Source organism: Streptomyces griseorubiginosus (assembly GCF_017614965.1).
Taxonomy (GTDB): domain Bacteria; phylum Actinomycetota; class Actinomycetes; order Streptomycetales; family Streptomycetaceae; genus Streptomyces; species Streptomyces griseorubiginosus_B.
The window spans coordinates 1-11,225 of record NZ_WVUG01000289.1; the positions used below are offsets into that span (position 1 = coordinate 1).

Below are 11,225 nucleotides of genomic sequence, written 5' to 3' on the forward strand. Positions count from 1 at the left end.
CTCCCCACCCCTCTCCCCAGCACCTGACGTCACCGCTCACGTCGTCGGGACGATCACCCTTGCCTCCCCGCGGGTGATCACCCCTGCCCTGAAAGACCCCACGACCTGACCGGGAGTACACGCCTCCGTGGCCACGTTCCTCTATCGACTCGGCCGGTTCGCCTTCAGGCGACGGCATTTCGTCGCCCTGTTCTGGGTGGCCCTGCTGACCCTCGCGGGGGTCGCCGCCGCCAGCGCGCCCTCCGCCGGCTCCACCTCCTTCTCGATCCCCGGCACCGAAGCGCAGAAGGCCTTCGACCTGCTGGACCAGCGCTTCCCCGGCACGAGCTCCGACGGCGCCACCGCGCGGGTCGTCTTCAAGGCCCCGGCCGGCGAGAAGATGACCGACGCCGGCAACAAGGCGACCGTCGAGGAGACGGTGAAGGCGCTGGCCGACGGCTCCGAGGTCACCTCCGTCGACGACCCGTTCAAGCAGCACGCCGTCAGCAAGGACGGCAGGGTCGCCTACGCCTCCGTGCGGTACGACAAATCCGGCATGGAGCTCAAGGACGCCTCCCGCACCGCCCTGGAGGACACCGCCCAGCAGGCACGGGACGCCGGGCTGACCGTCGAGGTCGGCGGTGACGCGCTGCAGTCCGGGGCCGAGGCCGGGGGGGCCGGCGAGGTCGTCGGCCTCGTCATCGCCGCGATCGTCCTCGTCATCACCCTGGGCTCGCTCGTCGCGGCCGGACTGCCGCTGCTGACGGCGATCATCGGCGTCGGTATCGGCGTCTCCACCATCACCGCGCTCGCCAAGACTCTCGACCTCGGCGACACCACCTCCACGCTGGCGCTGATGATCGGCCTGGCGGTCGGCATCGACTACGCCCTGTTCATCGTCTCCCGCTACCGCGGCGAGCTGGCCGAGGGCCGCGACCGCGAGGAGGCGGTCGGCCGCGCGGTGGGCACCTCCGGCTCGGCGGTGGTCTTCGCGGGCCTCACCGTCGTGATCGCGCTGGCGGGCCTGTCGGTCGTCGGCGTCCCGATGCTGACCAAGATGGGCCTCGCGGCGGCGGGCACGGTCGTGGTGGCTGTTCTCATCGCCCTCACCATGATCCCGGCGCTGCTCGGCTACGCGGGCCGGCGGGTACGGGCGGCGGGCGAGAAGCGGCGCAAGAAGGCCTCCGACGCGCCCGGCAGGCCCGGTCTCGGCGAGCGCTGGGCGAGTTTCGTCGTCCGCCGTCCCGCCGCGGTGCTGCTGCTCGGCGTGGTCGGCCTCGGCGCTGTCGCCGTACCCGCCACGCAGCTCGAACTGGGCCTGCCCGACGACGGTTCCCAGCCGACCTCCACCACCCAGCGCCGCGCCTACGACCTGCTGTCGGAGGGCTTCGGGCCGGGCTTCAACGGGCCGCTGCTGATCGTCACCGACGCGAAGGACAGCGCCGACCCTCAGGCGGCGGCCTCCCGGGTGACCGACGCGATCAAGGGCCTCGGGGACGTCGCGGCGGTGACCCCGGCGCACTTCAACGACGCCGGCGACACCGCGATGATCACCGTCGTCCCCAAGTCCAAGCCGTCCTCGGTCCAGACCGAGGACCTCGTCCACGCCATCCGTGACAAGGGCGCGGACATCAAGGCCGACACGGACGCGAAGGTGCTGGTCACCGGTACCACCGCGATGAACATCGACTTCTCGCAGAAGCTCAACGACGCCCTGATCCCGTATCTCGGCCTGGTGGTGGGGCTCGCCTTCCTGCTGCTGATCGTGGTCTTCCGCTCGATCCTGGTCCCGCTGAAGGCGGCCCTCGGCTTCCTGCTCAGCGTGCTCGGCGCGCTCGGCGCCGTGGTCGCGGTCTTCCAGTGGGGCTGGCTCGGCGGGCTCCTCGGGGTCGAACAGACCGGCCCGATCATGTCGATGATGCCGATCTTCATGGTGGGCGTGGTCTTCGGTCTCGCGATGGACTACGAGGTGTTCCTCGTGACCCGGATGCGGGAGGCGTACGTCCACGGCGAGACGCCCGGCCAGGCCGTGGTCACCGGGTTCCGGCACAGCGCTCGGGTGGTGGCGGCCGCCGCGGTCATCATGATGGCCGTCTTCGGAGGGTTCATCAGCTCCAGCGAGTCCATGATCAAGATGATCGGCTTCGGCCTCGCGATCGCGGTCTTCTTCGACGCGTTCGTCGTCCGCATGGCGATCGTCCCGGCCGTGCTGGCGCTGCTCGGCCGCAGGGCCTGGTGGCTGCCGAAGTGGCTGGACCGGGCGCTGCCCAACGTGGACGTCGAGGGCGAGGGCCTGAAGACGCTGGACGGCACGAAGGACATCGATCCGGACGAGGAGCGGGAGCTGGTACGGGCCTGAGCCTTCCGGGAGCCGGCGGCGGCCTCCTGAGCTGCGGGGTGTAGTGCGCTACACCACGGGTTCGGGAGGCCGCTCCCTCGTTGTGCGGGGCGCCGGACGGGATCGTGGATCACGCCGGCGGATCCGCCGGCGGACCCCCTCCCGAAAGGCCCCTCCCATGCGGCACGCCCGGTCCACGACGTCCGTCACCACTTCCGTCACCCCTTCCTTCACCGCCACCGTCCGCAAGGCCGTCGCCGACGCCCTGCTGTGGGGCTTCTTCGTGGCCGGCCTCGCTGCGAGCACGGCGGCCGGGGCGGTGTTCGACGGCACCGCCAAGAACGCGGTGAGCGGGGCCGGGGCGGTCGTCGCCCTGCTGGCGGGCTCGCGGATCGCGAAGAAGCCGCGCATCAAGGCGTTCCTGGGCCGCCCCGGCACGCTGTGGTTCCTGTTCCTCTTCAACGGCGGTACGGCCGTGGCGCTGTACTTCACGATGGACGGCGTCAAGGGCGTCCTCGCCGCCGCGATGATGGGCCTGGTCTCCGTGGGAGCGGCGGGCGGCCTGGCCGCGGGACGCCGGGCGCGGGCGCAGGCGGCGCGGGACACGGCGGCGCGGGAGATGGCGGCGCGGGACACGGCGGCCGAGACGACGGCCGCGGACGCTCCGTGGGCCTGAGTCGTGGGCGATTGTCAGTGGCCCCCTCTAGCGTGACCCCATGACCACACTTCAGGAACGGCCCAACACCGCCCTGCTGGTGATCGACGTCCAGCAGGGCGTCGTCGCGTCCGCGCACGAGCGGGACACCGTCGTCGCCAACATCGCCGCCCTCGTCGACAAGGCCCGCGCCGAGGACGTCCCGGTCGTCTGGGTCCAGCACTCCGACGAAGGGCTCGAGAAGGGCAGCGACGACTGGCAGTACGTGCCCGAGCTGCCACGCCGCGACTCCGAGCCCCTGGTGCACAAGAACTACGGCGACTCCTTCGAGGCCACCGACCTGGAGCGGGTCCTCGCCGAGGCGGGGGTCGGCCACCTCGTCGTCACGGGCGCGGAGACGGACGCGTGCATACGCTCCACGATCCACGGGGCGTTCGTCCGGGGCTACGACGTCACCCTCGTCGCCGACGCGCACACCGCCAACGACCAGCGCGAGTGGGGCGCCCCGCCGCCGGACCAGGTCATCGCCCACACGAACCTGTACTGGCGCTGGCAGGGGGCGCCGGGGCGGACGGCGGCGGTGACGGAGACCAAGGCCGTGACGTTCGGTCAGCGCGGTTAACCCGGTCGCCTGCCGCATACACGTACCGCTAGCGTGCCGTTCATGACGGCTTTGGAATCGGCAGCCCATCCACGTTTCGCCGCGGCTCTGAAGGAGCTCGGCCTCGACGACCTCAACGCCCGCGTCCGCCGCTTCCCCGAGGCGACCCGTACCGCGGCGGAGGCCGCCGAGGCGATCGGGTGCGAGCTGAGCCAGATCTGCAAGTCGCTGATCTTCGCGGCGGACGGGGTGCCGGTGCTGGTCCTGATGGACGGAGCCTCCCGGGTCGACGTCGAGCTGGTGCGCGCGGAACTCGGCGCCGGGAAGGTGACGCGGGCCAGGGCGGACGTCGTGCGGGAGACCACGGGGTACGCGATCGGCGGCGTGCCGCCCTTCGGGCACCTGACCAGGACGCGGGTACTGGCGGACCGTTCACTGCTCGCGCACGACGTGGTGTGGGCGGCGGCCGGGACGCCGTACAGCGTCTTCCCGATGGAACCCAAGGACCTCGTCGCCCACGCCGGCGCCACCCTCGTGGACGTGCGCGAGCGCACCTCGTGACGCCGCTGGTCGCCTCGGCCGTCCTGGCCGCCGCGGTCACGCACGCCAGCTGGAACGCGATCGCCCACCGCATCACCGACAAGCTGGTCGGCTTCACCCTGATCGCGGGCGGCGGATCGCTGATCGGGCTGGCGATGATGCCGTTCGTCCCGGTCCCGGCGGCAGCCGTCGCAGCAGTGGCCGTACGACCTCGGCCGCCACCACCGCCAGCAGCAGGTAGACGGACAGCGCCAGCCACAGGAAACCGGGCCACGCGAGCACCTGTTGCAGCCGGAAGGGGGCGCCCGCGCGCTCGGCGACCAGGGCGCCGACCGCCGGCACCCAGCCGCCCGCGATCGCCACCGCGCCGGCCCGTCGCACCAGACCGGGGCCCCGGGTGGTGTCGCGGAACAGGCGGCGCCACAGGTACCAGTTGGCCGCCACCAGGACGACGAGCGCGAGCAACGCGAAGACGATGATCACCTGCGGTGGCTCCCCGTTGTCTGGTCGACGGCTGTCCGGTTGGCGGCCCGACTGGTCGACGACTGTCCGGTTGGCGGCTTTTCGGCGGTTATGAAGTGCGGCGCAATGCGCGCAGTCCGCGCAACCCGATGCCGCCGATGACCGTCCCCAATACGAAGGAAACGACGGCGAGCGTCAGGTGCACCCAGAAGTACGCCGTGGGGCGACCGTCGTCGAACGCGAGCCCACTGCTGTCCTTGACCAGGTTTTTGACGAAAGTGACCCAGATGACCCAGCTCCACACCCCGAAGGCGAGCAGGAACCAGGAGACCGGGCGGCTGAGCTTCATACGTTCAGTATCACCGGCGTCCGCGTGGCTCCGGGCCCGGGGTGGGGTGCTGGGTGGGACTTCACGCGCGGTGCCATGTACGTTCTCGTGCGTGTCCGCTCCCCAGAAGACCGCCAGGCGATCCCTGCTGGTCACCTCCGCCGCCCTGTCGTCGCTCGCGCTGACCGCGCCCGTCGCCCTCGCGGCCCCCAGTCCGTCCGCCAGTCCCTCCGCCACTCCCCCTGCGCGCATGTCGAGCGTGGGCGGCGGCCGCCTCGGACAGGCGGGCACCCAGGTCGACCTGGGCAGAGGCGCCCCGGTGCTGCCGAAGGACATCACGGCGCGCTCCTGGATCGTCGCGGACGCGGAGTCCGGGGACGTGCTGGCCGCGCACAACGCGCACTGGCGGCTGCCTCCGGCGAGCACGATGAAGATGCTGTTCGCGGACACGGTGCTGCCGAAGTTCCCGAGCGGTGAGAAGCACAAGGTGGCGCCCACCGACCTGGCCGGCATGGGCGCCGGCTCCAGCATGGTCGGCATAAAGGAGGGCGAGACGTACTCCGTGCGCGACCTGTGGCTCGGTGTCTTCCTGCGCTCCGGCAACGACGCCGTGCACGTGCTGTCGGCGATGAACGACGGCGTCGACAACACCGTCAGGGAGATGAACCAGCACGCCGAGGAGCTGCAGGCCCTCGACACGCACGTGGTCACCCCCGACGGCTACGACGCCCCGGGGCAGGTCTCCTCGGCCTACGACCTGACGCTGTTCGCGCGCTCCGGGCTGCAGAAGAAGGACTTCCGCGCGTACTGCTCGACGGTCCGCGCCCAGTTCCCGGGCGAGACGAAGAAGGACAAGAAGGGCAAGACCGTCCGCGAGTCCTTCGAGATCCAGAACACCAACCGGCTGCTGGCCGGCGACTCCGACATCTCCGTCTACCAGGGCATCGCGGGCGTCAAGAACGGCAACACCACCAACGCGGGCGCGACCTTCACGGGCGTCGCCGAGCGGGGCGGGCGGGTGCTGCTGGTGACCGTCATGCACCCGGAGAAGAACGAGCACAACGAGGTCTACAAGGAGACCGCCAAGCTCTTCGACTGGGGCTTCAAGGCGGCCGGCAAGGCCCGCCCGGTCGGTGAGCTGGTGCCGCCCAGGAGCGCCCAGGCCAGCGCGCAGCCGGGCGCCGAGGGACAGGCCGGCGGGGCCGGCGACCCGTCCGGCGCGCCCTCGGCGAAGGCGTCGACGAAGGCGGCGGCCGAGGCCCGCTCCGGCGGCATGGGGATCGCGCTGGGGATCGCCGGCGGGGTGGTGGTGCTGCTCGCGGGCGCCGCGTTCGTGGTCAACCGCCGCTGGCCGCTGCCCGACCTGGTACGTCGTCGTCCTCGTCCCTGACCTTGCGCACCACCCCGGCCCGCTCCTCGCCCTCCTCCTCGCGCAGCTCCTGCTCCTTGCTCTGCGTCGCCGTCCAGGCGGCGCAGAACAGCACGAGTTTCGAGGTGAAGTTGATCCACAGCAGCAGAGCGACCGGGACGCCGAAGGCGCCGTACATGCTCTTCGCCGCCACCCCCTGCATATAGCCGCTGAGCAGCGTCTTCAGCAGCTCGAAGCCGACTGCGCCGGTCAGCGCCGCGACCCCCAGGCGGCGGCGCGGCGGCTCGACGCCGGGCAGCAGGGTGAGGACGTACAGGAGCAGCAGGAAGTCGGCCAGTACGGCGACGGTGAACGCGGCGACGTACAGCAGGATCCCGCCCCAGCCGCCCTTCTCGATGCCGAGTTGGCGGGTGATCCAGCCGACCATCGCGGAGGCGACGGTGGAGGCGGCGAGGGTGACCAGGACGGCGCCGCCGAGGCCGATGAGGATGCCGAGGTCCTTGGCCTTGCGCAGGAGGAAGTTCTCCTCCGGGTCCGGCAGCTCCCAGACCGCGCGCAGACACTCCCGCGTCGAACCGGCCCAGCCGATGCCGGTGAAGACCAGCAGGGCGCCGGCGATGAGACCGACGGTGCCGGCGTTCTGCACCAGGCCGTTGATGTCGAGCTGGTCGGAGATGCCGGGGACCTGCTCGGCGATCTTGTCCTGCAGATCGCTCTGCTGCTTCTGGCTGAGCAGCGCCGCGCCGATCGCCGCGGCCACGGTGAGCAGCGGGAACAGCGCGACGAAGCTGGTGAACGTCATCGCGGCGGCCAGCCGGGCCCACTTCACCCGCTCCAGACGCTCGAACGACCGCCACGCGTGCGTGGCCATCGCCCGCGTCAGCAGCGGCCCCACGAAGGGAAGCTTTTTCAGCCAGTCCATGATCCGACTCTGCCCCGGGTACGGATGCCCGACGCGCGAGTACCCCGAAAGAACGCGCATGTGACGTGTTCAGGGGAGGTTACGCATGTTCTGCGCCGATCGCCCGCATGGCGGCGATACGGTCACCGTCATGCCTGACGCCTTCGGCCTCCCCCAGTCCCTGCTCGTCCTCGGCGGCACGTCCGAGATCGCCCTCGCCACCGCCCGCCGTCTGATCGCCCGCCGCACCCGCACGGTGTGGCTCGCCGGACGCCCCTCGCCCGCCCTGGAGCAGGCCGCGGAACACCTGCGCTCGCTCGGCCCGGACGTGCACACCCTCGCCTTCGACGCGCTCGACCCCGACTCCCACGAGGCCGTCCTGGGCAAGGTGTTCGCGGAGGGCGCCGTCGACATGGTGCTGCTCGCCTTCGGCGTCCTCGGCGACCAGGCACGCGACGAGCGCGATCCGGCCGCCGCGGTGCGGGTCGCGCAGACCAACTACACCGGAGCGGTGTCCGCGGGCCTGGTGAGCGCCCGCGCGTTGCAGGCACAGGGCCACGGCTCGCTCGTCGTGCTGTCCTCCGTCGCCGGTGAACGGGCCCGCCGCGCAGACTTCATCTACGGCTCCAGCAAGGCCGGCCTGGACGCCTTCGCGCAGGGCCTGGGCGACGCGCTGCACGGCACGGGCGTGCACGTGATGGTCGTCCGCCCGGGGTTCGTCCGCTCGAGGATGACGGCTGGTCTGCCCGAGGCGCCGCTCGCCACGACCCCGGAGGCGGTGGCGACGGCGATCGAACTGGGCCTGCGCCGACGCTCGGAGACGGTCTGGGTGCCCGGCGCGCTGCGGGTGGTGATGTCGGCCCTGCGGCACTTCCCGCGCGCGGTGTTCCGCCGGCTGCCGCTGTGACGCCCACCGGCTGTGGGAAGGCCGTGTTACCGGCTGCTGATCGTGCCGCGTTCCACGTGCCCCGCCTGCGGCGGCACCACGGACCCGCCGAAGGCGAACTCGCGGAGCTTGCGCCACACGCCGTCCGCGCCCTGCTCATAGAGGGCGAAGCCGGTGCAGGGCCAGTCGGCCTCGTAGTCGGCGAGCTCCTCGAACGCGCGGTCCATCGCCGCCTCGTCGATGCCGTGCGCGACGGTGACGTGCGGGTGGTAGGGGAACTGCAGTTCGCGTGACACGGGGCCGGAGGCGTCACGGACCTGCTTCTGCAGCCAGGTGCACGCCTCGGCGCCCTCGACCACGCGCACGTACACGACGGGCGACAGGGGCCGGAACGTCCCGGTGCCCCGCAGCCGCATCGGGAACGGGCGACCGGCCGCGGCGACCTCGGTCAGATGCGCCTCGACGGCCGCCAGGGCGTCGCCGTCGATCTCCGTCGGCGGCAGCAGGGTGACGTGGGTGGGGATGCCGTGCGCCGCGGCGTCGCCGAAGCCCGCGCGCAGCTGCTGGATCTGGCTGCCGTGTGGCTCCGGGACCGCGATCGACACGCCGATCGTTACGGTCCCCACGTCGTCTCCTGTCGTCGTGACGGATTTGTTCTCAGCCGTCCGGCTATCGACTGTACGGCCACGGCTGTGTTGTGGGCAGGCGCAACCGTAGTGATGTGCAGCGCTCTGCCCTGTGGTACGTCTGTACGCGGGTGCGTCAGTGCTTGTGTACGCGGGTGCGTCAGTGCTTGGCGGGCAGGAAGCCCACCTTGTCGTACGTCTGCGCGAGGGTCTCCGCGGCGACGGCGCGCGCCTTCTCCGCGCCCTTGGCGAGGATCGAGTCCAGCGTCTCCGAGTCCCCGAGGTACTGCTCGGTGCGCTCCCGGAAGGGCGTCACGAACTCGACCATGATCTCGGCGAGGTCCGTCTTGAGCGCGCCGTACATCTTGCCCTCGTACTCCTGCTCCAGCTCGGCGATCGACTTGCCGGTGAGAGTGGAGTGGATGGTGAGCAGGTTGCTGACGCCGGGCTTGTTCTCGGCGTCGTAGCGGATGACGGTGTCCGTGTCGGTGACCGCGCTCTTGACCTTCTTGGCGGTGGCCTTGGGGTCGTCGAGGAGGTTGATGAGGCCCTTCGGCGTGGACGCCGACTTGCTCATCTTGATCGTAGGGTCCTGCAGGTCGTAGATCTTCGCCGTCTCCTTCAGGATGTACGGCTTCGGGATCGTGAAGGTCTCGCCGAAGCGCCCGTTGAAGCGCGTGGCGAGGTCGCGGGTCAGCTCGACGTGCTGGCGCTGGTCCTCACCGACGGGGACCTCGTTGGCCTGGTAGAGCAGGATGTCGGCGACCTGCAGGATCGGGTAGGTGAACAGGCCGACGGAGGCACGGTCCGCGCCCTGCTTGGCGGACTTGTCCTTGAACTGGGTCATGCGGGAGGCCTCGCCGAAGCCGGTGAGGCAGTTCATGACCCAGGCCAGCTGGGCGTGCTCGGGGACGTGGCTCTGGACGAAGAGCGTGCAGCGCTCGGGGTCGAGCCCCGCCGCGAGGAGCTGGGCGGTGGCGAGCCGGGTGTTGGCGCGCAGCTCGGCCGGGTCCTGCGGGACCGTGATCGCGTGCAGGTCGACGACCATGTAGAACGCGTCGTGGGTCTCCTGCAGGGCCACCCACTGACGGACGGCGCCGAGGTAGTTGCCGAGGTGGAACGAGCCTGCGGTGGGCTGGATTCCGGAGAGCACGCGGGGACGATCTGAGGCCATGCTCACCATTCTCTCAGGTCTCCGGGGCCGATCCGGAACAGGTGGGAAACAGGTGGGAACCGATCCGTCCTGCGCGGTGTAACAAGAGTGTGAGAACGCGGGAGGGGGGCCGCATCGTCGATGAGGCCGCGGTGATCGCCCGCGTGCGCGCCGGAGAGCCGGAGGCGTACGCGGAGCTGGTGCGGGCCCATACGGGCATCGCGCTCAGGGCGGCCGCGGCGCTCGGGGCGGGTGCGGACGCGGAGGACGTGGTGCAGCAGGCCTTCGTCAAGGCGTACTGCGCGCTGGGCAGGTTCCGGGAGGACAGGGCCTTCAAGCCGTGGCTGTTGTCGATCGTCGCCAATGAGACGAGGAACACAGTGCGTACGGCTGCCCGGCAGCGCACGCTCGCCGGCCGGGAGGCGGCCTTCGTGGAGGCGGAGCCGCTGATACCGGAATCGGCGGACCCGGCGGTGGCGACCCTGCACACGGAGCGCCGCGCGGCCCTCCTCGCCGCCCTGGAGCAGCTGAGCGAGGAGCACCGCCTGGTCGTCACCTACCGCTATCTGCTGGAGATGGACGAGTCCGAGACGGCCCAGGCCCTGGGCTGGCCGCGCGGGACGGTCAAGTCCCGCCTCAACCGCGCCCTGCGCAAACTGGGCCGGCTCCTGCCGGATTTCGAGCCCCGGGAAGGGGGTGAAGAGCGTGAGTGAGGGACGGGACGCGCACGGACGGGACACGTACGGCGGTGAGGGCGGCCGGGGCCCGGTGGGCGCCGGCGGCCGGGGTCCGCGCGGCCGTGCCGGCGACCGGGAAGCGGGGGCGCGGGGGCGTGACCGGTGGCGCCCTGAGGACGGTGCCGCCCGGCTGCCGGACGAGTTGCGGGCGCTGGGCCGGTCACTGGACCCGGACGACGCGGAAGGCTCGGAGGGCGCGGGCCGCGGCGACGGTTCCTTCGGCTCCGAGACGATGGTGGAGCGGGTGCTCGGGCAGATACTGGCCGAGCACCTGGCGGTGCCGGTCGCCGAACCCCGGGGCGCACGGGAGCGGCTGCGTGCGGTCCGGCGCTGGACGCGGACGCGGTGGCGCTCGCTGACCGCGGCGCTGTGCGGCCTGCTGACGGTGCTCGCGCTCACGCCTCCGGTGCGGGCGGCGGTCCTGGACTGGTTCGACTACGGCGGGGTGCAGGTGCGGTACGACCCGTCGGCGGTGCCCTCGGCGGGCGCCGAGGTGCCCGGCTGCGGCAGGTCGGTGTCGCTCGGTCAGGCGCGGCGCCGGGCCGGCTTCGAGCCGCTGGTGCCGGACCGGCTCGGGGTGCCGGACACGGTGACGGTGACGGGCGAGCCGCACGGACGGTATCTGGTGAGCCTGTGCTGGCGGGAGGGCG

At 71.6% G+C, this 11,225-nt stretch carries 11 protein-coding genes and 3 pseudogenes; 9 read left to right on the plus strand and 5 right to left on the minus strand.

Annotated features, from left to right (window positions below; genetic code table 11):
• The first annotated feature begins 127 nt into the window (after positions 1–127).
• The 5 genes and pseudogenes from GRC12_RS35380 to GRC12_RS45980 all read left to right on the plus strand — a co-directional run.
• Positions 128–2,338 (plus strand): MMPL family transporter, encoded by a 2,211-nt coding sequence (locus GRC12_RS35380; RefSeq protein WP_208784079.1) that lies wholly within the window; start codon positions 128–130, stop codon positions 2,336–2,338.
• Between the two features lie 157 nt (positions 2,339–2,495).
• Positions 2,496–2,993 (plus strand): hypothetical protein, encoded by a 498-nt coding sequence (locus GRC12_RS35385; RefSeq protein WP_244374274.1) that lies wholly within the window; start codon positions 2,496–2,498, stop codon positions 2,991–2,993.
• A 40-nt stretch (positions 2,994–3,033) separates the two neighbouring features.
• A complete protein-coding gene (locus GRC12_RS35390; RefSeq protein ID WP_133045862.1) occupies positions 3,034–3,594 on the plus strand; it encodes a cysteine hydrolase family protein in 561 nt (186 codons plus the stop codon).
• Between the two features lie 42 nt (positions 3,595–3,636).
• Entirely contained in the window at positions 3,637–4,134 is a 498-nt protein-coding gene (locus GRC12_RS35395) for a YbaK/EbsC family protein (RefSeq protein ID WP_208784080.1), read from the plus strand.
• Positions 4,131–4,298 (plus strand): annotated as a pseudogene (locus GRC12_RS45980) (EamA family transporter); the annotation flags it as partial. The gene GRC12_RS35395 and the pseudogene GRC12_RS45980, both read left to right, overlap by 4 nt.
• A gap of 1 nt (position 4,299) precedes the next feature.
• Here the strand turns inward: GRC12_RS45980 and GRC12_RS35400 are convergent.
• Positions 4,300–4,596, minus strand: a pseudogene (locus GRC12_RS35400) (metallophosphoesterase); the annotation flags it as partial.
• Positions 4,597–4,684: 88 nt separating this feature from the next.
• A complete protein-coding gene (locus GRC12_RS35405; protein WP_133043145.1) occupies positions 4,685–4,924 on the minus strand; it encodes an SCO4848 family membrane protein in 240 nt (79 codons plus the stop codon).
• Positions 4,925–5,015: 91 nt separating this feature from the next.
• On the opposite strand from GRC12_RS35405, the gene GRC12_RS35410 reads away from it, so the two are divergent.
• Positions 5,016–6,293, plus strand: a complete 1,278-nt coding sequence (locus tag GRC12_RS35410; protein ID WP_368861585.1) for a D-alanyl-D-alanine carboxypeptidase family protein — start codon at positions 5,016–5,018, stop codon at positions 6,291–6,293.
• On the opposite strand, the gene GRC12_RS35415 is transcribed toward GRC12_RS35410, so the two are convergent.
• Positions 6,241–7,194, minus strand: coding sequence for a YihY/virulence factor BrkB family protein (locus tag GRC12_RS35415; RefSeq protein WP_208784082.1), 954 nt, complete (start codon positions 7,192–7,194; stop codon positions 6,241–6,243). The two genes, GRC12_RS35410 and GRC12_RS35415, sit on opposite strands and share 53 nt — an antisense overlap.
• Before the next feature lie 130 nt (positions 7,195–7,324).
• On the opposite strand from GRC12_RS35415, the gene GRC12_RS35420 reads away from it, so the two are divergent.
• Positions 7,325–8,080 carry a decaprenylphospho-beta-D-erythro-pentofuranosid-2-ulose 2-reductase gene (locus tag GRC12_RS35420; RefSeq protein WP_208784083.1) on the plus strand — a complete coding sequence of 252 codons (756 nt, stop codon included), beginning with the start codon at positions 7,325–7,327 and terminating at the stop codon, positions 8,078–8,080.
• Positions 8,081–8,106: 26 nt separating this feature from the next.
• On the opposite strand, the gene GRC12_RS35425 is transcribed toward GRC12_RS35420, so the two are convergent.
• Together GRC12_RS35425 and trpS are read right to left on the minus strand one after the other, a co-directional pair.
• On the minus strand, positions 8,107–8,685 hold the full coding sequence (locus tag GRC12_RS35425) for a 2'-5' RNA ligase family protein (RefSeq protein ID WP_133043147.1): 579 nt from the start codon (positions 8,683–8,685) through the stop codon (positions 8,107–8,109).
• Between the two features lie 160 nt (positions 8,686–8,845).
• Positions 8,846–9,859 (minus strand): tryptophan--tRNA ligase, encoded by a 1,014-nt coding sequence (trpS, locus tag GRC12_RS35430; RefSeq protein WP_208784085.1) that lies wholly within the window; start codon positions 9,857–9,859, stop codon positions 8,846–8,848.
• A gap of 89 nt (positions 9,860–9,948) precedes the next feature.
• On the opposite strand from trpS, the gene GRC12_RS35435 reads away from it, so the two are divergent.
• On the plus strand, positions 9,949–10,551 hold the full coding sequence (locus tag GRC12_RS35435) for an RNA polymerase sigma factor (protein WP_208784087.1): 603 nt from the start codon (positions 9,949–9,951) through the stop codon (positions 10,549–10,551).
• Positions 10,552–10,606: 55 nt separating this feature from the next.
• A pseudogene (locus GRC12_RS35440) lies at positions 10,607–11,225 on the plus strand (hypothetical protein); the annotation flags it as partial.

Bases quoted from the DNA above. Each gene is read 5' to 3' on its own strand.
- trpS (WP_208784085.1), bottom strand. From the start codon at position 9,859: ATGGCCTCAGATCGTCCCCGCGTGCTCTCCGGAATCCAGCCCACCGCA.
- GRC12_RS35420 (WP_208784083.1), top strand. From the start codon at position 7,325: ATGCCTGACGCCTTCGGCCTCCCCCAGTCCCTGCTCGTCCTCGGCGGC.
- GRC12_RS35390 (WP_133045862.1), top strand. From the start codon at position 3,034: ATGACCACACTTCAGGAACGGCCCAACACCGCCCTGCTGGTGATCGAC.
- GRC12_RS35395 (WP_208784080.1), top strand. From the start codon at position 3,637: ATGACGGCTTTGGAATCGGCAGCCCATCCACGTTTCGCCGCGGCTCTG.
- GRC12_RS35385 (WP_244374274.1), top strand. From the start codon at position 2,496: ATGCGGCACGCCCGGTCCACGACGTCCGTCACCACTTCCGTCACCCCT.
- GRC12_RS35415 (WP_208784082.1), bottom strand. From the start codon at position 7,194: ATGGACTGGCTGAAAAAGCTTCCCTTCGTGGGGCCGCTGCTGACGCGG.
- GRC12_RS35405 (WP_133043145.1), bottom strand. From the start codon at position 4,924: ATGAAGCTCAGCCGCCCGGTCTCCTGGTTCCTGCTCGCCTTCGGGGTG.